A 24,520-nucleotide genomic window follows, 5' to 3' on the forward strand; every position below is an offset into this window, starting at 1 on the left:
CCTCAACGCCGGCGGGCAACCACCGCCTTGGTTGGCAGCGCCGGCAACTCCTCCATCACTCGGGCGAGCGGGAAGATGGCGATCGCTTCGGTGCCGACGCGCAGTTGGGAATGAAGCTCGAATTCGCCGCCATGCATGGCGAGCAGGCCCTGCACGATCGGCAGCCCGAGCCCGGTGCCCTGTTCCGCACTCTTGATGGCGATCGAACCCTGGCCAAAGGCGGACAGCACGATCGGAATTTCGTCGTCCGGTATGCCCGGCCCATTGTCCTTGACCGAAATGTATTGGCCGCCGCCCGCCGTCCAGCCAACGCGCACACGAACTTCGCCGCCGGTGGCGGTGAATTTTATGGCGTTGGACAAAAGGTTGAGCGTGATCTGCCGCACCGCGCGCTCGTCGGCAAACAGGCGCGGCAAGGCGCTTTCGAAATCCTGGACGATGCGGATGTCCTTGTTGCGCGCCTTCAACTCCATCATGTGGCAGCAATCTTCGGCAATGTTGAGCAGCATCACCGGCTCCTCGTTGAGCTGGTAGCGGCCGGCCTCGATGCGCGACAGGTCGAGGATCTCGTTGATCAGGTCGAGCAGGTGCTGGCCGGAATCGTGCACGTCGCGGGCGTAGTCGCGATAGGTGGGGTTGCTCATCGGCCCCAGCACCTCATTGGCCATCACCTCGGAAAAACCGAGAATGGCGTTGAGCGGCGTTCTCAGCTCATGGCTCATCGAGGCGAGAAAGCGCGACTTCGCCAGATTGGCCTCTTCGGCCCGCCGGCGGGCTTCGTCCGACATCGATTTCGCCGTTTCGACCTCGGCGATCAGCGCATCCTTTTCGGAGCGGAACGACAACAGCATCAGCGACGACTGGTTGAGATGGCGCGCGACGTAGGCGAAGAACGGCAGCGCCGCGACCAGCAGTGCGACCATCATCGTCTCGACCGACATCCACAGTTTGGATTCGGCATAGGCATAGACCGCCACCGGAATGACGAAGGTGGCGAGCAGCGAGCCGCGCAGGGACGACGCCGTAATGGCGGTCGCCGCCATCGCCAGCAGCAGCACCATCGCCTTGATCACCGGAAAATAATCGATCTGGCAGGTGGCGCAGCCGAGCCAGGCGAACCAGGCCCAGCCGAGGCCGCACAGCGAATGGCCGATCAGAAAATCCCGCCGGGTCCGAACAGGGTCGAGTTCGGCCGCATCGGTGCGTTCGACGCGCCGCGCCATGAAGGCGACGATCGAGTAGCAGGTCAGCGTGAACAGCGCCCAGATGCTGATCTGCTTGTCCATGCCCGCCAGAAGCCCGGTCGCCGCGATCGCCAGCACCAGCAGTGGAATTACGGTCGCACCTCCCACCATGGCTCGCGCATGCAGCTTCAGAAACTCGCGGTCGAAGTCGAGATTGCCGACCTGTTGCGAAAGACGGTCGCGCGTTCTGCGCACCGCGCGCGCCACATCGCTGTTGCGGTGCGGTTTCCTGCGGTCCACAATGAATTTATCCGCTGTGTTCGAGCGTAGCAGAGGCATGGAAACTTCGATTTATGCGCGCAGCGATCTCAATTCGTTAAGCTACGTTCGAATGATTAAGAGACTGTTTGCCATATGAGCCGTTCGTGGTCGCCAAGGCCGCGCCGGCGATACTATCCGCCGCCACCGCGAAGCCTGTGGCGCAAGCTGCTGGATTACGCGCTGACGATCATCCTGCTCGGCCTGCTCATCCTGCTCGCCGCGCGCCTCGACCGTTTCGAGACGCGCAAGGCGGAGGGGGCTGCGATCGTCAACGATGGCGATTCACTCACCCTTGGCGCCGAGCGCATCCGCATGCGCGGCATCGATGCTCCGGAATACCAGCAGATCTGCCGCAAGGACGGCGCCGACTATGCCTGCGGCAGGCTGGCGCGGCAGGCGCTGGTGCGGCTGATATCGGGCAATCCGGTGACCTGCACTGGCTGGCAGCGCGACCGTTACGGTCGCCTGCTCGGCGACTGCAAGGCCGGCGGCAAGGATTTGAACCGCGCCCAGGTCGAGGCCGGCTGGGCCATCGCCTATGGCGATTTCGAGACCGAGCAGGCCATTGCCCGCGCCGGCAAGGCCGGCATCTGGGCCGGCACGTTCGACCAGCCACAGGACTGGCGCGAAAACCACCATGAAGGCCCGGTCGAAAGACGGCACGGCACGCTGGCTTCGCTCGGTGACGCCTTGCGCGAAATCTTTCGCTTCCGGTGAGAGGCAGGCCGTGTCCTATAGTTGCAAGCCCTGTGGTTGCGGGCAGAGATCGGGAGGATTGAGATGAAACTGTTCGACGGTGGCCGCGCCCCCAATCCGCGGCGTGTCCGGGTCTTCCTCGCCGAGAAAGGCATCGAGGTGCCGCTGGTGCCGGTCGACATGGGTGCCATGGGGCACAAACAGGAGCCGGTCAGCTCACGCAACCCGCTGCAGCGGCTGCCGGTGCTCGAACTCGACGACGGCACCATCCTTACCGAATCCGTCGCCATCTGCCGCTATTTTGAGGAGTTGCACCCCGAGCCGGCAATGTTCGGGCAAGGTGCTCTCGGCAAGGCGCAGGTCGAGATGTGGCAACGGCGCATGGAGCTCAACCTGCTCAGCTGCGTCGCACAGGCCTTTCGTCACATCCATCCGGCGATGAAGGAGTGGGAAATTCCGCAGATCCCCGAATGGGGCGAGGCCAACAAGGCGAAAGCGGTCGAATTCCTGCATCTGCTCGACGCTGAGCTGGCGAAGCGGGAATTCGCCGCCGGCGATGCCTATTCGATCGCCGACATCACCGGGATGATCGCCATCGATTTCATGAAACCGGCGCGCATCAAGGTACCGGACGAGTGCACCAACGTGCTGCGCTGGTACAGCGCCGTCACCAGCCGGCCGAGCGCCTCCGCCTGAGATGGAGGCGGACCTCGAACGACTGACGGCAACGGTCCGCGCCTGCCGCATCTGCGTCGACAATCCTGTGGGACGGCCGCTGCCGCATGAACCGCGCCCGGTGCTGCTGCCGTCATCCAGCGCCCGCATCCTGCTTGCCGGCCAGGCGCCGGGCACCAAGGTGCATCTGTCCGGCATGCCGTTCACTGACGCCTCCGGCGACCGCTTGCGAAGCTGGTTGGCGGTCAGCGCTGAGGAATTCTACGACACAGAAAAATTCGCCATCGTGCCGATGGGTTTTTGCTTTCCCGGCCAGGATGCCAAGGGCGGCGACCTGCCGCCGCGCCGCGAATGCGCGCCGGCCTGGCGCGCGCAACTGATGGCGCTGATGCCGCAGATCGATCTCGTTCTGACGATCGGCTCCTACGCGCAATCCTGGCATATGGGTGAAGCGCGGCGGTCATCGTTGACCGAAACCGTGAGGGACTGGCGGACGATCTGGGATAAGCCGGCCAGCCAAAAAGTGCTGCCGCTGCCGCATCCGTCATGGCGCAATTCAGGATGGTTGAAACAGAATCCATGGTTTGAAATGGATTTGCTGCCCTTCCTGAGATCGGAAATCCGCTATCGGATTGCTTAAGCTTTAAGCAAGATATCACTCGCTTTTGTGCCATTCGGCAGAATTTCTTTCTTGTGAAAGGCCGAAATAAGAGGGAATATAGCCAATCTATTCCCAAAGCGCGCCGCGCCCGAGGGAACGCGGCCTGCACCAGGGAGCATCTCAATGGATCGCCTCGACAGAAAAATTCTCCGCCTCCTGCAGGAGGACGCGACACTCGCGGTTGCCGATGTCGCCAAGAAAGTCGGCCTGTCGACGACACCGTGCTGGCGCCGAATCCAGAAGCTCGAGGAAGAGGGCGTCATCAAGCGGCGCGTCGCCATCCTCGACCACGAGAAGGTCAATGTGCGCGTCACCGTCTTCGTGTCGATCCGCACCAATTCGCATAGCCATGAATGGCTGCGGCGCTTCTCGGAAGTCATCCAGGAATTTCCCGAAGTGGTCGAATTCTACCGCATGAGCGGCGACGTCGATTATCTGCTGCGCGTCGTGGTGCCCGACATTGCCGCCTATGACGCTTTCTACAAGCGGCTGATTGCCAAGATCGAGATCCGCGACGTGTCGTCGTCCTTCGCCATGGAGCAGATCAAATACACGACCGAAATGCCGCTGGATTACATGGTGCTGGACAAGGAATCCGGGGCCAATGCGGCCTGAGGGGATGTGGCCATCACGACGGAGACTTTCTAAACAACTCCAACGCGACGCCGAGAGGGATCATGATCACCAGGTATCCTATCGCCGCGTAAATAAGATGTAGGTTTTCGTGATGTTTAGGGAAAACGAATACGTTTAACAGGCCGGTGTAAAATATTGCGGCCGCCCACAAGAAGTGGCCGTTGGTTATGGTCTTGATCTCCTTGCTCAGCAGTTTTGACAGCAGAGTGAGGTACCATTCCTTCACGGTCGTCATGTTCATTTGTCGGAATGTCTCCAAACGCGTGTGAAACCTACGCCTTATGTTCGGAATTGCAACGAACTTAAGCAGCGGCCTAGGAGCTTGCGTTGGAACGCCATATACTTTGGCGCCTAGTTCTTCTTTTTGTTGAGGAAAGTCCAGGGCGAGTTGACCGGCAGCGTGACCGCGTCCGGCACAGAGTCGACAGCCGCCACTTCGGCCTTGCGCACGGTGTAGCCGGACTGGATGACGCTGACGCCGTCGAGAATGAACAACTGGCTCTTCTCCATGCCGGGCTGCAAGGCGCCGGTGACGGCAACCGCCTCATAGGCTTCCGACATCTTGTAGGGATGGGCCGGTGTGACCAGCACGATCTGGTTCGGCGGCGGCGTCGGCATGTGGCTGCAGGCGCCGGTCCACGGCACCAGCAGGAACTGGTAGACGAGGTCGCCGTCGCGGTCGACCGGCAATGCATAGCCGGCTAATTGTACTGTCTTGTCCTGCAGATTGAGCGACAGCGTCTCGCCGTGATCGGGGAGTTTTGCCGCGATCATCGGCAGGTTGGCATCTTCGGCCACCGCCTGCGTCGCCGGGCGCAGATCCTTCCAGAAGATGTGCGCGGTTTGTGCCGAAGCGTAGAAGGTAGTGGACGCCAGCAAAGCGGCTGCAAGCGCCAGGGTCGGTTTGAAATGTCTGCTCATCGGCCGCTTCCTTTGCGCTGGGAGTAAAGACGCCGTGGCCAGCGGCGTCAACGCTCGAGCCGCATCACATGTCTGCGAGAGCCGGCCATGCCGATTTCGTGGAAGCCGCGGGCCGCGAACATGTCGCGAAACCCCATAAAGGTATAGCTCGGCGAGGCCTGATCGACGGGGTAGGCCTCGATCGTGCGCGCACCCTTGGCAAAGGCATGGTCGACAGCAGCGTCGAGCAGCGCTGCCGCCAGCCCGCTGCCGCGCAGCGCTCTCGGCACATAGAAGCAGACGATCGACCAGATGCCGGTCTCGCCATCGTCCTGTTGCGGCGACAGCTTGCGGTAGGTCTGGCGCGGCGCGACCGAGCACCAGCCGACGGTCTTGCCGTCGTGCTCGGCAAGAATGCCGACCGGCGTGCCGGCCTCGACGAGCGCCATCATGACCTGTTTCAGTTCAGCGTGCTGGACATGCTCGCGGCGGCCGGGCAGGGGCCGCCAGGCCATGCACCAGCAATATTTCGGACCGCCCTGCGCTTCGAAGAGGCCCTCGAAATCGGCGCGCGTCTTTCGCGTCACCGCGGTGAACCGGATGTTGGCCAGGTCAACCTTTTCTGGCGGCGATCCGCTCAAGCGTCTTGGCATTGCTCAGTTCCCGCACTGCGTCCTTGCCGATCCAGCGCGCTGTCTTGTCTGGGGACATAGCGAGTTTCTGCGCCGTGGCAAGGGCAGCGCCGTGCATCTCCATCGAGCGCTTGCCGATCGAACGAAGCGCCCAGTTTACCGCCTTCTTCACGAAATTGCGGCTGTCGGTGGCATGCGCTTCAATGATCGGCAGGAAGCCGAGGAAGGTCGCGACCGGCTCTTGCTTCCGGTGTACGACGGACCAGGCCATCATGGCAAAAGCCGTGCGTCGAACGAACTCCCGCTCGTCGGCCGCGAATTCCTCGATCAACTCCTTCCAGGCGTCGGTGTCGACGAAGAGATCGGAGACGCCGTCGACGATATCCCAGGAATCGAAGGATGCCGCCCATTGCCTTGCATCCGCTGCGGAAAAGCGCTTCGGGTCGGCCGTGACGGATGCGATGAACTGCGCCTCCATGATGCCGGTCTGCCAAAGCTCGAAGGCTCGTTCATGGTTGTGCTTGATCTTTTTGGCGATCTGCCGCTGCATGCCATGCGAAATGCCGAGCGCGCGCTCGATCTTAATGCCATAGCGCAGCATGCCGCGGCGATTGTCCTCCGAGCCGATCGAGCGCAAATGGGCGACGATGTCGTCGGCGCTCGATTGGGGCGAAAGCTCGGCCATCCCAGCCTATTTCTCCAGGCGCGCCAGCAGGGACGACGTATCCCAGCGCTTGCCGCCCATCGCCTGCACATCCTTGTAGAACTGGTCGACGAGGGCGGTCACCGGCAGTTTGGCGCCATTGCGGTCGGCTTCATCGAGGCAGATGCCGAGGTCCTTGCGCATCCAGTCGACGGCGAAGCCGAAATCATATTTGCCGGCATTCATCGTCTTGTGGCGGTTCTCCATCTGCCAGGAGCCGGCAGCGCCCTTGGAGATCACCTCGATCACCTTCTCGATGTCGAGCCCGGCCTTCTTGCCGAAATGGATGCCTTCGGACAGGCCCTGCACCAGTCCGGCAATGCAGATCTGGTTGATCATCTTGGTGAGCTGGCCGGCGCCCGACGACCCCATCAGCCCGACCATGCGGGCAAAGGCGTCGATTACCGGTTTGGCCTTGTCGAAGGCAGCCTGGTCGCCGCCGACCATCACCGTCAGTACGCCGTTTTCGGCACCGGCCTGGCCGCCGGAGACCGGCGCGTCGAGAAAGGAAAAGCCGGCCTTTTCAGCAGCTTCGGCCAGTTCGCGCGCGACTTCGGCCGAAGCGGTGGTGTTGTCGATGAACACCGAACCTTTCTTCATCGCGGCGAAGGCGCCCTTGGCTCCGGTCGTCACCGAGCGCAGATCGTCGTCATTGCCGACGCAGGAGAAAACGAAATCCTGGCCCTCGGCCGCCTCAGCCGGCGTCAAGGCAAGCTTGCCGCCATGCTGAGCCACCCACTGCTCGGCCTTCGCCGCTGTGCGGTTGTAGACGGTGACGTCGTGGCCGCCTTTGTTCCTGAGGTGCCCGGCCATGGGATAGCCCATCACGCCAAGACCGAGAAATGCCACAGATGCCATAGATTTGCCCTTCAGATGGAAGCGAAATTGTCCGCGCAAAGCTCTAGGCCCTGCGCGCAATTCGTCAAGACGCGCATGAGCCGATCGACTGGTGCAGCCGGCCGGTCAACGCTTCAAATGTATTGTGATCCGGCGTTCGATCCATTCAACGCCATGGCGCAAGATCTCGACCATCACCAGATAGACGAGAGCGACCCAGATATAGGCCTGGATGTCGAACGAGTTGGCAAAGGCAAGCTTGGCCTGACCCATCAAGTCGTAGACGGTGATGATGGCGACGATTGCCGAAGCCTTGACCATCAGGATCAACTCGTTGCCATAGGGACGCAAGGCGACGATCAACGCCTGCGGCAGGATGATCTTGCGCAGCGTCTGCAGCTTGTGCAGGCCGAGCGAAGCAGCACCCTCCCACTGGCCTTTCGGCACGCTCTCGATGGCGCCGCGCAGGATCTCGGCCTGATAGGCGGCGGTGTTGAGTGCGAAGGCAAAGACACCGCAATTGAAGGCGTCCTTGAAGAAATCCCAGAGACCGACCGTTTGAAGCTCAGCCCTGAACGATCCCAGCCCGTAGTAGACCAGATAGGTCTGGACCAGCAGCGGCGTACCGCGGAAGAAATAGACATAGCAATAGGCGAGGCCGGACAGGATCCGGTTGCTGGACATGCGCCCATAAGCGACCGGCACCGACAGGATCGCTCCGAGCACCATCGATATGCAGACCAGCAGCAGCGTGGTTTGAAGGCCCTTTAGATAGGCCGGAGCATATTTGGCGAAGAAGTCGGCGTTCCAGGCAAAGATCAGATAGCTGACGATGCCGAGGCCGAACAGAATCCAGAAACCGACCATCGCATAGCCGATGACACGGCTGCGCGGCCAGCCGCGTGCCCGTGGCGGCGGCCGTTCGACCAAGGCGGCGGTGACGCTCATCGTTGCGCCTCCCGCCGGCCGAGCGAGCGCAGGATCGCGCTGGTGGCAAACGATGAAACGACGGCCAGACCAAGGAAGACCATGGCCGCAACGCCATAAAACAAGAACGCGTGCTTGGTAACGCGGGCAGCAGTGTAGGCATTGCGCAGCGTCTCGGCGAGGCCAACGACCGACACCAGCGACGTATCCTTGAGCAGGCTCAGCCAGCAGTTCTCAAGTCCCGGAAACGCGATGCGAAGGAGTTGCGGCAAGATCACCTTGCGCATGGTCAGCCAATTCGACAGGCCGATGGCATAGCCGCCCTCATACTGACCTTTTGGAATGGCGCGAAAGGCTGAAAGAAACACCTCGCTGGCATAGGATGAAAAGATCAGCGACAGCACGATCATGCCGGCGACGAAGCTGTTGACGTCGATGGTCGCGTCGGGTCGGAAATATCGCACGAGATGCTGCAGCAGGATCGGCACGCCGAAGAAAAACAGGAACAGCGTCACCAGTTCCGGCAGGCCGCGGAAGACGGTGGTGTAGATGTTGGCTGCCAGCCGCAGCGACGGTTCATCGGATTGTTTGGCCCAGGCGACGAAAAAGCCGATCGTCAGGCCGATGGGCAGCGTCGCCAGCGCAAGCGCAATGGTAACCAGTGCGCCATAGGCAATATCGTCAATCCAGCCATCGGGTCCCCAACTCAGAAGTATCCATATGTTCTGGCTTGGCATTGACGGGTCTTGTCTCCACTTCTGTCAGGCCAAGGCGGCAGGAGAAATTTCCCCCGCCGCCTTGTTTCAGGTGATCAGGACTCGGCGCCGAAGACGTCGAACTTGAAGTACTTGTCGTTGATTTCCTTGTACTTTCCGTTGGCGCGGATGGCGTCGATGGCGCTGTTGAGCTTTTTGACCAGATCCGTCTCGCCCTTGCGCACGGCGATGCCGGCACCCGGTCCAAAGATCTCGACCGGCTGCGGCGAGGGCTGACCGAGAATCTTGCAGCAGGCGCCTTCAGGCGAATCCAGGAACTGTTGCAAGACGACGATATCGTCCTCGATCGCATCGAGACGCCCATTGGCGAGATCGGCCTGCTCCTCGGGGCTGCTCGGATAGCCCTTGACCGTGCTGTCGGTGTAGGTTTTCGAGGCATAGTTGAAATGCGTGGTCGTGGTGGCGACGCCGATGGTCTTGCCGGCCAGATCTTCCTTGGTCACGCCCTTGAGGGTCGAGTCCTTCGGCACGGCGATCGCCGAGGGGGTGTTGTAGTATTTGTTGGAGAAGTCGACCTTTTCCTTACGCTCCGCAGTGATCGACATCGAGGCGACGATGGCGTCGAACTTGCCGGCCTGCAGCGCCGGGATGATGCCGTCCCAATCCTGGGCGACGAAGGTGCATTTGACCTTCATTTCGTCGCAGAGCGCCTTGGCGATGTCGATGTCGAAGCCGACGAGCTGGCCATCGGCGGTCAGATTGTTGAAGGGGGGGTAGGCGCCTTCGGTGCCGATCCTCAGGGTTTCCTGAGCCTGGGCGACGCCGAGCGTCAGCAGCGCAGCCGATGCGGCGAGCGCGATACGCAGTGCAATACGCATGATAGTCCTCTCTTTATGGCTCCCGGCCGTCGTTCCGAAACGGCTCTTGTGGGGCGGTGCTTTTGACCGCCCGCTGGCGCGATACTCCCACTGTTTTCGGGAGAAAAGCAACTGTAAAACCGTTGCTTGCGGGATTTGCGGCTCCAGCCAATGCTGACGCCGGGTTAGACAAATGAAACCGCTGGAGAGACCGGCTGAGCCGGGCTCGGGCAGGGGCCTCAGGGTTTGAGGCCGGTGGCGCGCTCGATGAAGTCGGCTATCCCTCCCGCGTCGTTGAGATCGAACACCGGCAGGCTTTCGCCGATGATTTCGAAGTCCGCGGCGATCGCCACGATATGCCCGTCGTTTGCCGAGAGCGGCGAGCGGTCCTTGGCCTCCAGGCGCCGGGTCTCGATCTTTTTGTGCGCCTCGCGCTTATAGCCTTCGACCAGCACGATGTCGCACGGTGCCAGCCGCGACAGGATCGTCTCCAGCGTCGGCTCGTCCTCTGCGCGCAATTCATGCATCAGCGCCCAGCGCACGCCCGACACCACCGCGACTTCCGTGGCCCCCGCCTGGCGATGGCGGAAGGAGTCGGCGCCCGGCTTGTCGATGTCGAACTCATGATGGGCATGTTTGACCGTCGATACCGTCCAGCCGCGCCGGACGAGCTCGCTGACCAGCTTCTCGGTCAGTGTGGTCTTGCCGGAATTCTTCCAGCCGGTGATGCCGAAGACGCGTCTGCTCATGGCCCGATGCTCTGCAACAGACGTTCGGCCACCGCAAGATCGTCGGCAACATTGATGTTGAAGAATGGGTCGATCTCATCGCCGCCGGCGGCCAGCAACGGAAACTCCACCTCGACAAAATCATGGCGCTCGATGAAGGCGGAGACCCGCCTGTTGTCCTCGTCGACCAGGAAATGGCGCAAGGCCTGACGCAGCCCGAGCGGCCACAGCGCGAAGGTCGGATGCCGCCTGCCGCCGGAACTGGCGACCGCGATCGAGCTCTGCCGCCTGGCTACAGCTTCGGCCAGCCTTGCGACCAGATCTGCCGGCAGGAACGGCGTGTCGCCGGCGGCCGTCACCAAGGATTTGCAGGCGGTATTTGCCGCTGCCCATTCGAGACCGGTGAGGATCCCGGCCAGCGGTCCAGCATAGCCTTCCACCGTATCGGCGAGAATTGGAAGTCCGACGGCCTCAAAGCGCGCCGGATCGCCATTGGCGCTCAGCACCAGCGATCCGACCTGCGGCGCCAGGCGCCTAACGACATGGTCGAGAAGCGGACGCCCGCGAAGGGCGAGCAAGGTCTTGTCGCCGCCGCCCATGCGCCGTGACAGGCCACCGGCCAGGATGATCCCTGCAATGTCTCGGCTCATGGCCCTATATGCCGTCCGGCGCCATGTTGGGTCCAGCGCTTTCGGCGGCTGGCTTTTGGCGACCGACGACCCGCTCGCGATAGAGGGCGTAGAGGCCGGAGCCGATGATGATGGCCGAGCCGACGATCATCGGCAGGTCAGGGATATCGCCGAAGATGCCGAGGCCGAGCAGGATCGACCACAGCAAGGCGGTGTAACGGAACGGTGCGATGAAGGAGATGTCGCCCGAACGCATCGCCATGATGATGAACTGGTAGCCGATCAGCACCAGCACAGCCGCCAGCGCCAGCAGCGCCGTGCCTTTGCCCGACATCGGCGTCCAGCCGCCCATCGGCGATAGCAGCACGGCGCCGACAATGGTCATGGCGATTGCGGTTGCCGTCGACACCAGCAAGGTCGGGATCGCCTGCGGGATGCGCTTGGTGGCGAGGTCGCGCACCGCACAACAGGCGACGCTGACGAGTGCGTATATCGAATAGACGCTGAATCCTTCGAAACCCGGCCGCACGATGATCAGCACGCCGCCGAAACCGACGGCGATCGCCAGCCAGCGCCGCCAGCCGACGCCTTCGCCGAACACAAGGGCCGCGCCCATCGTCACCGCCAGCGGCAGCGCCTGCAGCACCGCCGAGACATTGGCTATCGGCAAATGTGCCAGCGCAACGAGGAAGGCCACGGTGGCGCCGGCCTCGCTGACGACGCGTAGCGCCACCAGCGGCTGCAGCATCGAGCCCGGGCGAGCCAGCGCGCCTTGCTGCCAGGCAAGCAGGCCGACAAGCACTGACGCAAAGGCGCCGCGCACCAGCATGACCTGCGCCATGTTCATCGATTCCGACGAGAACTTGGTGATGGCGTCGTTGAGGGTGAAGCCGATCATGGCCACCATCATGAACAGCGCACCGCGAAGATTTGGGGAAAGAGGCAAGGGCGTTACCGGTTTTGCAAAAGCAATTCCAGGAAAAGTGTGAAACGGTTGTCCGTCCGGAATTGCGTGAAAACAAAGAATAGAGCGGTTCGACGTTTCGGTGAAACGGTGACCCGCTCAAGCCTGTAGCAGCAGGCGGCAAGACAGCAACGTCAAAGAAATAGGCCACGGATTTTCACCCGTGGCCTGCAAACCCCCGAGAGGGCCGGTCAGATGACCAGGTGCCTCATTTCGGCGTCAGCACCTCGGTGCCGCTGCCGTTCTTGCCGGCGATCGTCCACAGGCCGTGCAGCGAGCCGTCATCCTCTACCTTGTAGACGACGAGGCCGATCTCCTTGCCCATGACATAGCCGGCGGAGAAGGCATTGTCGTTGCGCATGCAGATGCCGTCCGAGGACGACCCGCCCGTCTCCCAGTGGATGGTGCAAGTGGTCTCGCTGGTCAGCGTGATGGTGGCTTCGCCGCCATATTTCGAGCCGTCGAAATTGGTGCCGGCGACGGTGTAGGTGCCGCCGATTGACTGTGCTGCCGCAGGCGCGGCGGCAAACGCAAGCATTGCAAGCGAAAGTAAGAGTTTGCGCATGTCGTATCCCCAGTGAACAAAGAACCGCTACAGGCCGGAAGCTAGGCCCGATCACGCTTGCGGTAAATCCGCTGGCTGTTTGCGCAGAAGACTTTTTCTGGGATGTGTCCGAAAATGCTCAACGTGCCTTCAGGCTGCCGGCAATGGCGCCGACCAGCGGATCGTATTTCGCTTTCACGGCCGGTGGATAGTCGATCCACACGGTGCGGATGACCCCGTCCTTGCCGAACAGGCGCCGCTCGTAAAAGATCTTGCCATCCTTCAACCCCGACAGCACCGCCCAGTTCTTGCCGGTCTTGCTGTAGCTGATCTCGTAGCCCGCCTCGTTGCTTGCCTTCTCTTCGGCGACAAAACTTTTCGGCGTGTCGTCGCTGATGTTGAGGATGCCGGAGCAGATCAGGCTGGCGCCGTCGGCGCTCAGCCACTGCTGCCCGTCGCCATTGTCCGGTTCGGGCTGGCGGTCGGTGAAGATATCGTCGGGAAAGGTGCAGACGGTGCCGAAGCGCGCATTGGTGTAGGTGAACGGCGCAGCATTGGCGCTGCCTGCCGCGATCAGTGCAACTGCCAAACCAATGGAAAGACGATTCATTCGATGTCTCCAGCCAACCAGAGCAATTCCAGGAAAAGTGGGAAGCGGTTTTCCGTCCGGAATTGCGTCAAAACAAAGAGATAGAGCGGTTCGCCGTTTCCTTGAAACGGTGAAACGCTCTAGGGGAGAGACACTCCTTGCACTGAATCGCGGAAAAAATCAGCCGCCGGTGACGCTCATATGCCTGGATACCGAGGGGCGGCTGGTGCGGCGGTCGATGATGAAATCATGCCCTTTCGGCTTGCGGCCGATAGCTTCGTCGATCGCGTCGGCGACCAGTTCGTTGCCTTCCGACGCACGCAACGGCGCGCGCAGGTCGGCGGCATCTTCCTGGCCCAGGCACATATAGAGCGTACCGGTGCAGGTCAGCCGCACGCGGTTGCAGCTTTCGCAGAAATTATGCGTCATCGGCGTGATGAAACCGAGACGGCCGCCGGTCTCGGCGACATGGACATAGCGGGCCGGGCCGCCGGTCTTGTAGGGGATGTCGCTCAGCGTGAACTGACGCTCCAATGAAGCGCGCAACAAGGACAGCGGCAGATACTGGTCGGTGCGGTCGGCGTCGATCTCGCCCATCGGCATGGTTTCGATGACAGTGAGGTCCATGCCGCGGCCATGCGCCCAGCGCATCATCTCCGGCAGTTCGGCGTCGTTGAAGTCCTTCAGCGCCACTGCATTGAGCTTCACTTTCAGCCCCGCCGCCTGCGCGGCGTCGATGCCTTGCATGACCTTGTCGAGATGGCCCCAGCGGGTGATGGCGTGGAATTTGTCGGCGTCCAGAGTGTCCAGCGAAACATTGATGCGCTCGACGCCGCTATCGGCGAGCTCGGCGGCAAAGCGCGAAAGCTGCGAGCCGTTGGTGGTCAGCGTCAGCTCTTCCAGCGCGCCACTCTTCAGATGCCGCGACAGCTGGCGCACCAGGTGCATGATGTTTTTGCGCACCAGCGGCTCCCCGCCGGTGAGGCGCAATTTGCGCACGCCCTTTTCGATGAAGACGGTGCAGAGCCGGTCGAGTTCCTCGAGCGACAGCAGGTCTTTCTTGGGCAGGAACGCCATGTCCTCGGCCATGCAATAGGTGCAGCGGAAATCGCAGCGGTCGGTGACCGACACGCGCAAATAGCTGATCGTGCGACCGAAAGGATCGATCATGTTCATGCGTCAAGCGTTTCCAATGGCTGCGAGTGGCGCCGTTATATACGGCTATGTGATACGAACTATCTAGCCATTCAAGATAGCCGCTCTTGATCTTTGGTAACATTCCCCGGCCGACATCTGATGTCGGCGGGGTTCAAATGGCCTTTTCCGGTCGCGCGAAGCAGCGTAGGGAAGGGCGGGATCGATGCGGGATTGACGAAAAATGACGGCGCCGAAAGAACTCAGAGTCTCGAAGGACAGAAAACTGCTGTCCGTCACCTTTCCCGATCATCGACCGTTCGAGCTGCCGGCCGAACTTTTGCGCGTCGCCTCGCCCTCGGCTGAAGTGCAGGGCCATTCGCCGGACCAGCGTGTGACCGTGCCCGGCAAGCGCAACGTCGCCATCCTCAAGATCGAGCCGGTCGGCAACTATGCTGTGCGCATCACCTTCGACGATTTCCACGACACCGGCATTTTCACCTGGAACTATCTGCACACGCTCGGCCACGAAAAGGAGGAGCGCTGGAACGCCTATCTCGCGGAACTCCAGGAGAAGGGATTGAGCCGCGACCGCTAGTTTTGACCTCCCGCTGTCGTCAAAACGTCATTGACCTGGAGTAGCGCCGGCAAAGGTTCGGAGACGGAAAAAATGTCTGAGATCACATCGGTCGAACAGCTCGAAGCGCTCTATGGCCTGCCCGGCGAAGCGTCGACGGTCAAGGAACTCGACCATGTCATTCCCGAATATGCCGCCTTCATCGAAGCCTCGCCCTTTGTCGCTTTGGCGACGAGCGGACCGGAAGGGCTGGATTGTTCGCCACGTGGCGATCTCGCCGGCTTCGTGCGCATCCATGATCCGAAGACGTTGATGATGCCGGACCGGCGCGGCAACAACCGCGCCGATTCGCTGAAAAACATCATCCGGGATCCTCGTGTCGGGCTGCTGTTCCTGGTGCCGGGCTCGGGCACGACGCTGCGCGTCAACGGCCGCGCCCGCGTCACTACAGATGCCGCGCTGTGCGCCTCTTTCACCGTCGAAGGCAAGCCGGCGCGCTCGGTCACCGTGGTCGATGTCGATTCGGTCTATTTCCAGTGCGCCCGCGCCATCGTCCGCTCGGAACTTTGGAACCCGGCCAACCACGTCGATCCGAAATCGCTGCCGACGCCCGGAACAATCCTGGAAGTCACCAGCCGCAAGAACATCGATGCCGAGACCTACGACAAGGAATGGCCGGAGCGGGCGAAGAAGACGATGTGGTGAGCGGGGCTCCCGGAAGCCAGGCTATGCCGCAGCGCTATTGCCCCAACTTCACGAACAGCACCGTCCCCAGTTTGTCGCCCAATTGCGCAATGACCATGGTGTCGTTCGAGGCCCAGGTGAATGGCTGCTGGCCGCAACATACCGTGGGGAAAAATCCTCCGCCGATGAGCAGCCGGGCCGGCTTGCCAGGCGCCTCGGCGAGAAACAGGCCGCCGGGCATATCGGCGTTGGTTCTGTCGTAGGTGATATAGGCCAGCGCCGACCCGTTCGGCGACCATGCCACCCCGACGAGGTTCTGGACACGATCGACCGGCATGATCTCGCCGCTGGCAAGATCGACAACCTTTGCATCGATGCCGCTGGCTGTTCGCCCGAGCAGCAGGAGGAATTTCCCGTCAGCCGAAAAAGCGAGCCCAGCCGGCTGACCGGTGTCACGCATGGCCGCGACGCGCTTTGGCGTCGCTTCGCCGAGCGTCAGCAGATAGATGCCGGCTTTGTCCGCATTGTCCTTGTCCGCCACGCTATAAGCGACTTGCTTGCCATCCGCAGACGTCGTCATCGCCCAAACCCGGAATTTGCTCCTGGAGGCAATTTCGAAAGCAAGCTGAGGATCTCCGCCGGCAGCCTCGATCGTCATCAGGCTCGTCGAAGTACCTTGCTTGTAGCCTCCGTCGGGGATCGCGTAGCGGACGAAGGCGATGGTGTCGCCGTCGATCCAATGAGCGAGGACGTCCAGGTTCGCCGGTCCTTTGCCGTCGAGAAAGCTATCGTCGAAATTGTCCTCGGTCAGGGTCTTGACGCTGAATGTCGCCGGATCGAAAAGCCGGATGTCGGTATCCCGGAAAGCCTGTAATCCATAGGTGTATGTCGGCATCAGCAACTGGCTGCCCCCCGGCGACCAGAACATGTCGGCCGCTTCGCCCGGGCGGTTTTCGGGCGTGGATTGGGCGCAGGCGATTTTTGCCCAGGGTCCGATCTGAGCCGGAGCCAGCAGACAGAACTCGCGGCCGTTGAGATGAAGCACCCGGCTGCCGTCCGGCGACAGCAGCACCGCCTTCTGGCCGGAACTGGTCCACATGTCCTTGATCACCTTGGTGTCAAGGACGCGGTATTTCGCGTAATCCTGTGCAGCCGCCGGGCCGCAGAGAGCCGCAACGATGCCAAGCACAGCCACGGAAAAATTGCGCAGGGTAAGACGCATATCGATTGCCCTCACACGACACGCGAGAGCATGATCTTCCTCGGGATCATGCCCTGACTGCTCAGGTGTCCTTCAGCACATCGTAGATCTTGCGCATCTGCTCGCCGATCATGTCGCACTGTTCCGGCGTCGACTGGCTCATCGCCTTTTCGATCAGCGCCATATGCACCTTCAGCGCCTTCATAAGCAGCTCCGTGCCGCCTTCGGTCAGCGTCAGCCGCAGCACGCGCTTATCCTTCTCGTCGCCTTCACGAACGAGCAGGCCGCGCGCCTCGAGTTGCGGCAACAGCATGGTGATGTTGGAGCGGCCGACCAGCAGTTTGCGGGCAAGATCGTGCTGTGACATGCCGGGATGGCGATAGAGGTTCATCAGCACGTCGAGCTGTGCCGGCTTCAGGTCCAGCGGCGCCAGCTTCGCCGCCAGCGCGCGCTCCAGCACATGGCAGGCGCGCGCCACCGCGACCCAGTTGCGAAAACGCGGGTTGTCCCAGGGCAGCTCTTGTTTAATGTTCATGTTTGAACTATTATGTTCATGCTTGAACGGAATGGATGGATCGCCACTATGGCATCATTTGGACTGAAGGTCATCCGGGGCGTGTTCGGCGCCGCTGAGCATGTGGCGCCTCGTCTGAGCGGCCGCGCCGCCTTCGAACTGTTCTGCCGCACGCCGAGCGTCAAGACGCTGAGCGACGGCGAGCGCCGCGCGGTCGACCGCGCGGCCGGCTTCATGGCCGAGGCGCGCCATCACCGGCTGAAGACCAAGGCCAGCTGCGTCATGGTGCATGAATTCCGGCCGGAGCCGGGTAGGGCGTCCGCCGGCACGGTGCTGGTCATCCATGGCTGGCGCTCGCGCACCGAATATATGCGCGCGCTGATCGAAGGCTTTCGCAATGCCGGCTACAGGGTCGCCTCGCTCGATCTGCCGGGCCACGGCCAGTCGCTGGGCCGTCGTCTCAACATGGTCAATGCGGTCGAGGCAACCAGGGTGGCCGCTGACTGGTTCGGGCCGTTCAAGGCGATCGTCGGCCATTCCTTTGGCGGCGCCGTCGCCGCCAACGCCATTGCCGGGTCCATCAAAGGCGTCCAGCCGGTGGCGGCCGAGCGGCTGGTGCTGGTCGCAGCACCCAGTTCCTTGCCGGCGATCTTCGCCGACTTCAGCCGCATGCTGAATGTCGGCCCGCGTTCGCAGATCTCGATGGCCGATCAGGTGAAGCGGCTGTCAGGCCGGGCGCTCAACGAATTCACCGGCGACCGCCAACTGGCCGAGGCGCCGGTGCCGACGCTGGTCATCCACGCGCCGGACGATCGCGAGGTTCCGGCTGACCATGCCAGGCGCTATGCCGGCGCCGGCAGCCATGTGCGGCTGCATTGGGCCGACGGGCTCGGCCACCGCCGCATTCTTGCCGACAAGGGTGTCGTCGAACGCGCAGTCGGCTTTGTGACCGGTCACCAAGACACAGTATCGCTGCACTGACCTGACTGATTATTTCTTCTTACCACCCGGTTCGACCGGCAGTCCCGCCGCTTTCCAGGCGGTGTAGCCGCCGAGAATGTGCTTGACGGGAGACAGCCCCATATCCTGGGCCGTCTTGGTGGCCAGCGCCGAGCGCCAGCCGCCGGCGCAGAAGAAGACGAAGCTCTTGCCCGAAGCGAAGAACGGCTTGTGGTATGGGCTTTCGGGATCGATCCAGAATTCCAGCATGCCGCGCGTGACATGCTTGGCGCCGGGGATCTGGCCGTCGCGCTCCACTTCGCGAGGGTCGCGCAGGTCGACGAAGATGGTCTCCTCGTCGTCGAGCAGCCCGGCTGCTTCCTCAGGCGACAGCACCTCGATCTCGGCATTGGCCTCATCGAGTAACTCGCGATACCCTTTTTTCACGAACAATCCCTCCCGGCCGCATGTTGTCGCCGCTGACCGGATTTCCAGCACAACGCCAGCGCTTTGTCACGCCGTTCCGGCAAGCCCTTGCCACGCTGCCATCGCCCCGGCGACCGTCGCCATCAGCGCGTCGCACGAGGCGCCGTCGCGGGCCTGGATCGACATGCCGTGTTGGACCGTCGCATAGAAGGTCGCCGCCGCGTCGCTGTCGAAATTTTCCGGCAATTCGCCTTCCGCCACACCGCGCTCCAGCCGTCGCAGCAAGAGGGTGTGGTTTTCGGCGCGGCGGCGGCGCAGATCATCGCAGATCGCGCCGCTGCTTGAGTCCTTGTGCAATGCGCCGAGTGCGATCAGGCAGCCTTGCGGGCGGTCGCTCTGCGAATAGGCCCGGGCTGTCTGGCGCAGGAAATTCTCGATTGCCTGACATGCTGTCGGCGCCTCGTCCAGCGCCGACCAGATCTCGGTGCCTTCGTTCCTTGTGTAATAGTCGGTCGCCTCGAGGAACAACGCCTCCTTGCTGCCGAAGGCGGCATAGAGGCTGGGCGAGCTGATTGCCATCGCCGCGGTCAGGTCGGCGATCGAAGTGCCCTCATAGCCTTTGGCCCAAAACAGCTCCATCGCCTGCCGCAAGGCGGCGGTTCGATCGAAGGTTCGGGGACGGCCTCTTTCCGGCATGGCGCTCTTTTCTGTGTTGATCGATACATAATTAACTTGACGTCGTCGGGCAAGGTTGCCAGTTATTTATGTATCGACCGTTACAGAAAAGGAGAATGACATGTCAGCGAACGGATTGAACGGCAAGGCAGCCTTGGTGACAGGCGGCAGCCGCGGCATAGGTGCTGCGATTGCAAAGCGGCTTGCGGCCGATGGCGCCGATGTCGCCATCACCTATGTCAACAGCGAGGCGCCGGCGCAGGCGGTCGTTGCCGAGATCGTGGCGGCTGGCGGGCGCGCCATCGCCATCCAGGCCGACAATCGCGACGCCGCGGCAATCGAAGGTTCGGTCACCGAGGCCGTCAATGCCTTTGGCCGGCTCGATATCCTGGTCAACAGCGCCGGCATCTGGCGCGCTGCTCCCATCGAACAAATGTCGCTGGCTGACTTCGATGAAACCATGGAGGTCAATCTGAGAGCCCCGTTCGTTGCCTCGAAAGCGGCAGCCGCTCACATGGGCGAGGGCGGCCGCATCATCTCGATCGGCAGCAATCTGGCGGAGCGCGTCACCGACACCAGCCTCAGCGCCTATTCGACCAGCAAGGCGGCGCTGGTCGGCCTGACCAAAGCACTGGCGCGCGACCTCGGTTCGCGCGGCATCACCGCCAATGTCGTTCACCCTGGTTCGACCGACACCGACATGAACCCGGCCGAAGGACCGCATGCCGAACACCAGCGGCAGAAGATGGCGACGCCGCGCTTCGGCAATGCCGACGAGATCGCCGGCATGGTGGCGTGGCTGGCCGGTCCGGAGGGGCGCTTCGTCACCGGCGCCGCGCTGACCATCGACGGCGGCGCCAACGCCTGAGGCAACAGCCTGCTTTGACGACGAGGGGCGGCGACGCCGCCGCCGCTCCTGGCGTCACGATGTTGTGAAACCGTTCTGCAACAGGCCCGCCGAAATTTATGGAAGATTAACGAAATCAGTATGAATCAGTATAGTAGCGCCTTACATCCGCCATGCGGTTGGCAAAATCGTCTAGCGGCGCGGAACGGGAGCCGGCTTGCAGCCGGAGCGGGTGATTCATGAAATTCCTCGGAAATAAAGCCACCGTGATGCCGCTTGCAGTGGCGGCAACACTGGCCTTCTGCATGCCGCAGGCAAGCGCACAGGGCCTGTTTGACATGCTGTTCGGCGGTGGCGTCAGGCACAATCCGCAAGGCGAGTTCCCGCCGCCGCCAAAGCGCAAGCCGAAGCCGGCAGTGTCGGGTGGTGGCACCAAAATCAGCAGCCCGTCCTACTACACCTACAAGGCCGACAAGTTGGTCCGCATCGACTTCACTTCATTGGTGGCAGCACCCCCTCAGGTGGCAACTGCCGAGGACGCCGCCTTTGTGCCGTCGGCGACAAGCACGGCCTTCCGCGAAGCCGTTGCCGGCCTCAGCGACTACGAACTCTATGCCGAGCCCGATATCGCCAAGGCGCTGATTGCCTATTACTCGGCCAATCCGGACTTCATCTGGGTGAACGACGGCAACCCGAATGCCCGCGCCCAGGATGCGGTGCGGGTGCTTGGCGAGGCCGCGAGCTACGGCCTCACGCCGGCCGACTACACGGTCGAGGTGCCGGCAGCCAATACATCGGCGGTCGATGCCGACGCGCATCTGAAGGAGCTCGTGCGCTTCGAGATGGCGCTATCGGCGCGCGTGCTGCGCTATGCCCATGATGCCCAGAGCGGCCGCGTCGATCCTAACCGCATCACCGGCTACTATGAATTTCCGCCGAAGCCGGTCGACATGGAAGGTGTGCTGAAGACGCTCGCCCACACCCAGGAAGTGCGCACCTATCTCGAATCGCGCCACCCGCAAAACTCCGAATACCAGGCGCTGCGCGTCGAACTGGAATCACTGCAGGCCAGCGCCGAAAACGAAATCGTCGTCGATCCGACACTGTTGCTGAAGCCCGGCGAGACCAGTACCGAACTGCCGAAGTTGCTGACGCTGATCGCGCGCAATCTCGACGACGAGATGGGCGGCGCCTATGGCGAGATCCTGTCCCGGCTCGGCACCAGCGACGTCTACCTTCCCGAACTGGTGCCGGTCATCAAGGCCGTGCAGATGAAGGCCGGCATGAAGGGCGACGGCGTCATCGGCCCGCGCACTGTCGCGACGTTGGCTGGCGCGTCCAAGGCCGACAGGTTGCAGAAAGTGCAGGTGGCGCTGGAAGAGCTGCGCTGGATGCCGTCCGATCTCGGCAGCCCGCGCGTCTTCATCAATCAGCCCGCCTTCACCGCCAGCTATATCGACAATGGCGAGGAGAAGCTGAAGACCCGCGTCGTCATCGGCCGGACCACCAACCAGACCGCCTTCTTCTTCAAGGAGATCAAGCAGGTCGATTTCCATCCCTATTGGGGTGTGCCGCAGTCGATCATCGTCAACGAGATGCTGCCCAGGCTGCGCAACGATCCGGGTTATCTCGACCGTGCCGGCTACGAGGTGACCGATTCGCGCGGCAAGCGGGTTCCCTCATCGGCGGTCAATTGGGGCGCCTACGGCGCCAACATCCCCTACAGCGTGCGCCAGCAGCCGAGCGAAGCCAATGCGCTCGGTGAGTTGAAGATCCTGTTCCCCAACAAGCACGCCATCTACATGCACGACACGCCGCAAAAATCATTCTTCCAGCGCGACATGCGCGCATTGAGCCACGGCTGTATTCGCCTGCAGGACCCGCGCGGCATGGCGGCGGCGGTGCTCGGCGTCTCGGTTGACGACGTCGCCGAGAAGCTGAAGCACGGCCACGCGACCGAAGACGTGACGCGCAAGATTCCCGTCTATGTCGCGTACTTTACCGCCTGGCCGAACCTGTCCGGCAACGTCGAATATTTCAACGACGTCTACGACCGCGATACGCGGCTGATGCAGGCCCTGGACGCAACCGAGGCAGTGCGCTCGCCGACGAGCTGATCCCACAATGGTTCCTCGTTCATCGAAACGAGGAACCATTCCTATCTCTTTGGTTTCTTTAGACGATAGACGGTCGCGCGTTCCGTGCGATCAGCGCTGGATGAGCGGGCGCCGGAAGCCGGCGTCGCGGCCGGCGATCAGCCAATAGACCAGACCCGCGACCAGACCGGCGGCGGCGATGATGCCAATGTCGGCCCAGCGTTCCGCATTTTCCTCAGCACCCGGCCAGATCAGGAAGAAGCCGCCGGCGGCGGCGGCAGCGCCAAACAGCATGTGCATGAGGAAATTGCGCAGCGCGAAGAATTCGGCGATCAGCGCGAAGATCAGCGTCTGCAGACCGGTCAGTATGATCGTCAGGAAATAGACGAACATGCCCAGCGGTGGCACCACTAGCGCCGCGAGCGGAGTGACGATGGCAAAACCGAAATACTCAGGCGCGTTGGGCAGGGCACTCAACGTGACATAGATTGCCACTACGGCGACCAGGCCGACCAGCACGGCCACTAGATAGCCGGCTAACATCATCAGGATGCGCTTCAAAACGTGCTTTACCATCGCCATGCACCCCCGTGCCCTGCAACTGTCGCGCGCACTGAGCCATCAAAGGCCTATCGGCGCAAGAGTGCACCCAGCAATGCTTGCGGCAAATCTTCAGGCGCCGCCGCACATATGCTGCGAATCCGGCAGCGCCCAGGTGCCCTTGAGAGTCAGGTCCACGCCGTAATAAACCCGGCCGCGGTCGTCGTCCTGTGGGCAATCGCGGGGTATCGATATCAGGCACATCACCACGGGGTCGCCGACCCTAGAGCTTGCCAGGCCCGGCTCGCGGTCATAGGAGACCGCCACGCCGTCATTGGTAAACCCAGCACGGCTTCCAGCTTCAGGGCCTGCCGTCTCCAGCGGGTCATCGCCAAGGCGCGTTGCCAGCTCGCTTATATGGGTGAAGGCGCATTGGCCGATCGACGAAGGCAGGGGCTGGTCGGGGCTTTTGGGATGGCGCTCAGCGGTGTCGAGCGCCTTCTTGCCGATCAGTGCGATGTTGTAGTCCTGCACCCAGGACGGCGCATTGCCATAGGTCTGCAGGGCGTCGTTCTGGGCGCTGACGATACAGGCGGCATCCTGCCCGCAGGCATTCCTGTCGGCAATCAGCGAACGCGCAATCTTGCGCTTGTCGCCGCCAAAGGCCGGCTCGAAACCGACAAAAGCCTTGGCGACCAGCGCATCGATTGCCGACAGCTGCGGGTCGGCACAGATCGCCTTTTCCACCGGCAGGCTGGCCTTTCGGCAATCGAAAGAAGGCCCCTCGGCACATGCTGGACCAAGGCAGACCGCCCCGCCAGCCAGTGCGATGACAAGCGCAAGCCAGTTGGCAATTCGATTGGAGAAAAGCATGGTCGCCCCGTTGTCCGACAACTGCCGCCATTCTAGAGCAATTCCAGGAAAAGTGTGTAACGGTATTCAAGGGAAAGCGCGAAGCGCTTTCCCTTGGGAATTGCGTAAAAACAAATACTTAGAGCGGGCAGCGATTCCGTGACACGCTGAGCCGCTCTAGGCAAAAAGCGCGGCGGACGGAATTGCCGAAGCGGTGCGGCAGCAGCGCTATTTCGGTTCGGCAGTTACCGGATCGAAGGTGATTTCGACTTTCGCCTTGTCGGCCGTGTAATAGGTGACGGTGTAGCCGTCCTTGTCCCAGTCGACCTCCTTCACATAGCGGAAGCCGTCGCGCTGCTCGACCTTGGCGATGATTGCCGACAGCTTCTGGGCATTCTGCGGCGGCAATGGCCTGTCATCATCCGCGGCAAAGGCTGTTGAGCCGGCGAGAAGAAGTGCAGCGCCGGTCGCCATTACAAGATTTCGCATGATTGCCCTCATTTCATGTTTGCATGGATCGCACTGGAAACTCGCTCGCAGGCCAGTTTGTTCCGCCAGGGCTGACATCGCGCGGCTTTCGCGAAGCTCAGGAAACGCAACCCGGAGGTGCGAATACCCACGCATTTGCGGTAACCGGCGGCTAACCATGGCCGCTGCCGTGACCTGCGCCGGACAACCCGATGGTGGTAGAGCTTTCGTCTAGACCCTGCTAGACTTCTGGTCCTGGCAGGGTGGCATGGCGCGCCAGACCTGCCGGGATCTTCTTCTCTCAGTGCACGGCGAAGCGTTTCAGGAACGGGTCGTCGCCTGTGCTGGACCAGAACCAGAAGGGACCG

Annotated in this window: 31 protein-coding genes; 9 read left to right on the plus strand and 22 right to left on the minus strand. The window is 62.1% G+C overall.

The window, feature by feature from the left end; all coding sequences use genetic code 11:
- Positions 1–2: 2 nt before the first annotated feature.
- Complete coding sequence (locus tag AC1DYC_RS06000) at positions 3–1,523, minus strand: sensor histidine kinase (protein WP_477309768.1); 1,521 nt, start codon at positions 1,521–1,523, stop codon at positions 3–5.
- 75 nt (positions 1,524–1,598) lie between these two features.
- Between AC1DYC_RS06000 and AC1DYC_RS06005 the strand changes: the two genes are divergently transcribed.
- The 4 genes from AC1DYC_RS06005 (at position 1,599) to AC1DYC_RS06020 (ending at position 4,152) form a co-directional block, all read left to right on the plus strand.
- A complete protein-coding gene (locus AC1DYC_RS06005) occupies positions 1,599–2,222 on the plus strand; it encodes a thermonuclease family protein (RefSeq protein ID WP_477404734.1) in 624 nt (207 codons plus the stop codon).
- Positions 2,223–2,285: 63 nt separating this feature from the next.
- A complete protein-coding gene (locus AC1DYC_RS06010) occupies positions 2,286–2,897 on the plus strand; it encodes a glutathione S-transferase (protein WP_477404736.1) in 612 nt (203 codons plus the stop codon).
- A gap of 1 nt (position 2,898) precedes the next feature.
- Positions 2,899–3,516 (plus strand): uracil-DNA glycosylase family protein, encoded by a 618-nt coding sequence (locus AC1DYC_RS06015; protein WP_477404738.1) that lies wholly within the window; start codon positions 2,899–2,901, stop codon positions 3,514–3,516.
- Positions 3,517–3,660: 144 nt separating this feature from the next.
- Positions 3,661–4,152 carry an Lrp/AsnC family transcriptional regulator gene (locus AC1DYC_RS06020; RefSeq protein WP_006333679.1) on the plus strand — a complete coding sequence of 164 codons (492 nt, stop codon included), beginning with the start codon at positions 3,661–3,663 and terminating at the stop codon, positions 4,150–4,152.
- Between the two features lie 13 nt (positions 4,153–4,165).
- On the opposite strand, the gene AC1DYC_RS06025 is transcribed toward AC1DYC_RS06020, so the two are convergent.
- The 14 genes from AC1DYC_RS06025 to moaA form a co-directional block, all read right to left on the minus strand.
- Positions 4,166–4,414: a hypothetical protein gene (locus AC1DYC_RS06025; protein WP_477404740.1), complete on the minus strand. Its 249-nt coding sequence runs from the start codon at positions 4,412–4,414 to the stop codon at positions 4,166–4,168.
- A 110-nt stretch (positions 4,415–4,524) separates the two neighbouring features.
- Positions 4,525–5,094 (minus strand): DUF3299 domain-containing protein, encoded by a 570-nt coding sequence (locus tag AC1DYC_RS06030; RefSeq protein WP_477404742.1) that lies wholly within the window; start codon positions 5,092–5,094, stop codon positions 4,525–4,527.
- Positions 5,095–5,141: 47 nt separating this feature from the next.
- Positions 5,142–5,726 (minus strand): GNAT family N-acetyltransferase, encoded by a 585-nt coding sequence (locus tag AC1DYC_RS06035; RefSeq protein ID WP_477404744.1) that lies wholly within the window; start codon positions 5,724–5,726, stop codon positions 5,142–5,144.
- Positions 5,686–6,390 (minus strand): DNA alkylation repair protein, encoded by a 705-nt coding sequence (locus AC1DYC_RS06040; protein ID WP_477404746.1) that lies wholly within the window; start codon positions 6,388–6,390, stop codon positions 5,686–5,688. Before AC1DYC_RS06040 ends, AC1DYC_RS06035 begins: the two co-directional genes overlap by 41 nt.
- Before the next feature lie 6 nt (positions 6,391–6,396).
- The gene (locus AC1DYC_RS06045; protein WP_477404748.1) at positions 6,397–7,266 is read right to left on the minus strand and encodes an NAD(P)-dependent oxidoreductase; all 870 of its coding nucleotides are present in this window, start codon (positions 7,264–7,266) and stop codon (positions 6,397–6,399) included.
- A gap of 105 nt (positions 7,267–7,371) precedes the next feature.
- On the minus strand, positions 7,372–8,193 hold the full coding sequence (locus AC1DYC_RS06050) for an ABC transporter permease (RefSeq protein WP_477404750.1): 822 nt from the start codon (positions 8,191–8,193) through the stop codon (positions 7,372–7,374).
- The gene (locus tag AC1DYC_RS06055; protein WP_192254027.1) at positions 8,190–8,909 is read right to left on the minus strand and encodes an ABC transporter permease; all 720 of its coding nucleotides are present in this window, start codon (positions 8,907–8,909) and stop codon (positions 8,190–8,192) included. The genes AC1DYC_RS06050 and AC1DYC_RS06055 overlap by 4 nt, the downstream gene beginning before the upstream one ends.
- 74 nt (positions 8,910–8,983) lie before the next feature.
- On the minus strand, positions 8,984–9,766 hold the full coding sequence (locus tag AC1DYC_RS06060; RefSeq protein ID WP_477309758.1) for an ABC transporter substrate-binding protein: 783 nt from the start codon (positions 9,764–9,766) through the stop codon (positions 8,984–8,986).
- A gap of 218 nt (positions 9,767–9,984) precedes the next feature.
- Complete coding sequence (gene mobB / locus AC1DYC_RS06065) at positions 9,985–10,494, minus strand: molybdopterin-guanine dinucleotide biosynthesis protein B (protein ID WP_477404752.1); 510 nt, start codon at positions 10,492–10,494, stop codon at positions 9,985–9,987.
- Positions 10,491–11,123: a molybdenum cofactor guanylyltransferase MobA gene (gene mobA / locus AC1DYC_RS06070; protein WP_477404754.1), complete on the minus strand. Its 633-nt coding sequence runs from the start codon at positions 11,121–11,123 to the stop codon at positions 10,491–10,493. The genes mobB and mobA overlap by 4 nt, the downstream gene beginning before the upstream one ends.
- Positions 11,124–11,127: 4 nt before the next feature.
- On the minus strand, positions 11,128–12,048 hold the full coding sequence (locus tag AC1DYC_RS06075; RefSeq protein WP_477404756.1) for a DMT family transporter: 921 nt from the start codon (positions 12,046–12,048) through the stop codon (positions 11,128–11,130).
- A 226-nt stretch (positions 12,049–12,274) separates the two neighbouring features.
- Complete coding sequence (locus AC1DYC_RS06080) at positions 12,275–12,631, minus strand: hypothetical protein (RefSeq protein ID WP_477309754.1); 357 nt, start codon at positions 12,629–12,631, stop codon at positions 12,275–12,277.
- Positions 12,632–12,749: 118 nt separating this feature from the next.
- Positions 12,750–13,220: a hypothetical protein gene (locus AC1DYC_RS06085; RefSeq protein ID WP_477404758.1), complete on the minus strand. Its 471-nt coding sequence runs from the start codon at positions 13,218–13,220 to the stop codon at positions 12,750–12,752.
- Between the two features lie 159 nt (positions 13,221–13,379).
- Entirely contained in the window at positions 13,380–14,375 is a 996-nt protein-coding gene (gene moaA / locus AC1DYC_RS06090) for a GTP 3',8-cyclase MoaA (protein ID WP_477401336.1), read from the minus strand.
- A gap of 202 nt (positions 14,376–14,577) precedes the next feature.
- Here moaA and AC1DYC_RS06095 point away from each other — a divergent pair, with 202 nt between their 5' ends.
- Positions 14,578–14,931 (plus strand): gamma-butyrobetaine hydroxylase family protein, encoded by a 354-nt coding sequence (locus AC1DYC_RS06095; RefSeq protein ID WP_477404760.1) that lies wholly within the window; start codon positions 14,578–14,580, stop codon positions 14,929–14,931.
- A 72-nt stretch (positions 14,932–15,003) separates the two neighbouring features.
- On the plus strand, positions 15,004–15,615 hold the full coding sequence (locus tag AC1DYC_RS06100) for a pyridoxamine 5'-phosphate oxidase family protein (protein WP_477404762.1): 612 nt from the start codon (positions 15,004–15,006) through the stop codon (positions 15,613–15,615).
- A 34-nt stretch (positions 15,616–15,649) separates the two neighbouring features.
- Here the strand turns inward: AC1DYC_RS06100 and AC1DYC_RS06105 are convergent, their stop codons facing one another.
- Together AC1DYC_RS06105 and AC1DYC_RS06110 are read right to left on the minus strand one after the other, a co-directional pair.
- Positions 15,650–16,783: a TolB family protein gene (locus tag AC1DYC_RS06105; RefSeq protein WP_477404764.1), complete on the minus strand. Its 1,134-nt coding sequence runs from the start codon at positions 16,781–16,783 to the stop codon at positions 15,650–15,652.
- Positions 16,784–16,877: 94 nt separating this feature from the next.
- Positions 16,878–17,330 carry a MarR family winged helix-turn-helix transcriptional regulator gene (locus AC1DYC_RS06110; RefSeq protein WP_477404766.1) on the minus strand — a complete coding sequence of 151 codons (453 nt, stop codon included), beginning with the start codon at positions 17,328–17,330 and terminating at the stop codon, positions 16,878–16,880.
- Between the two features lie 48 nt (positions 17,331–17,378).
- Here AC1DYC_RS06110 and AC1DYC_RS06115 point away from each other — a divergent pair, with 48 nt between their 5' ends.
- Complete coding sequence (locus AC1DYC_RS06115; RefSeq protein WP_477404768.1) at positions 17,379–18,290, plus strand: alpha/beta hydrolase; 912 nt, start codon at positions 17,379–17,381, stop codon at positions 18,288–18,290.
- Between the two features lie 9 nt (positions 18,291–18,299).
- On the opposite strand, the gene AC1DYC_RS06120 is transcribed toward AC1DYC_RS06115, so the two are convergent.
- Both AC1DYC_RS06120 and AC1DYC_RS06125 read right to left on the minus strand, forming a co-directional pair.
- On the minus strand, positions 18,300–18,695 hold the full coding sequence (locus AC1DYC_RS06120; RefSeq protein WP_477404770.1) for a rhodanese-like domain-containing protein: 396 nt from the start codon (positions 18,693–18,695) through the stop codon (positions 18,300–18,302).
- Between the two features lie 66 nt (positions 18,696–18,761).
- The gene (locus AC1DYC_RS06125; protein ID WP_477404771.1) at positions 18,762–19,370 is read right to left on the minus strand and encodes a TetR/AcrR family transcriptional regulator; all 609 of its coding nucleotides are present in this window, start codon (positions 19,368–19,370) and stop codon (positions 18,762–18,764) included.
- A gap of 100 nt (positions 19,371–19,470) precedes the next feature.
- On the opposite strand from AC1DYC_RS06125, the gene AC1DYC_RS06130 reads away from it, so the two are divergent.
- Together AC1DYC_RS06130 and AC1DYC_RS06135 are read left to right on the plus strand one after the other, a co-directional pair.
- Positions 19,471–20,217 carry a 3-oxoacyl-ACP reductase family protein gene (locus tag AC1DYC_RS06130; RefSeq protein WP_477404773.1) on the plus strand — a complete coding sequence of 249 codons (747 nt, stop codon included), beginning with the start codon at positions 19,471–19,473 and terminating at the stop codon, positions 20,215–20,217.
- Positions 20,218–20,435: 218 nt separating this feature from the next.
- Positions 20,436–22,313: a L,D-transpeptidase family protein gene (locus AC1DYC_RS06135; RefSeq protein WP_477404775.1), complete on the plus strand. Its 1,878-nt coding sequence runs from the start codon at positions 20,436–20,438 to the stop codon at positions 22,311–22,313.
- Between the two features lie 90 nt (positions 22,314–22,403).
- On the opposite strand, the gene AC1DYC_RS06140 is transcribed toward AC1DYC_RS06135, so the two are convergent.
- The 3 genes from AC1DYC_RS06140 to AC1DYC_RS06150 all read right to left on the minus strand — a co-directional run bounded on the left by AC1DYC_RS06140 (position 22,404) and on the right by AC1DYC_RS06150 (position 24,173).
- Positions 22,404–22,874 carry a hypothetical protein gene (locus tag AC1DYC_RS06140; RefSeq protein WP_477404777.1) on the minus strand — a complete coding sequence of 157 codons (471 nt, stop codon included), beginning with the start codon at positions 22,872–22,874 and terminating at the stop codon, positions 22,404–22,406.
- Between the two features lie 90 nt (positions 22,875–22,964).
- Positions 22,965–23,579 (minus strand): lysozyme inhibitor LprI family protein, encoded by a 615-nt coding sequence (locus AC1DYC_RS06145; protein WP_477404779.1) that lies wholly within the window; start codon positions 23,577–23,579, stop codon positions 22,965–22,967.
- Positions 23,580–23,912: 333 nt separating this feature from the next.
- Positions 23,913–24,173 carry a PepSY domain-containing protein gene (locus AC1DYC_RS06150; protein ID WP_477309738.1) on the minus strand — a complete coding sequence of 87 codons (261 nt, stop codon included), beginning with the start codon at positions 24,171–24,173 and terminating at the stop codon, positions 23,913–23,915.
- Between the last annotated feature and the right edge of the window lie 347 nt (positions 24,174–24,520).

The sequence above is a fragment of the Mesorhizobium sp. P2_E7 genome, assembly GCF_056403855.1.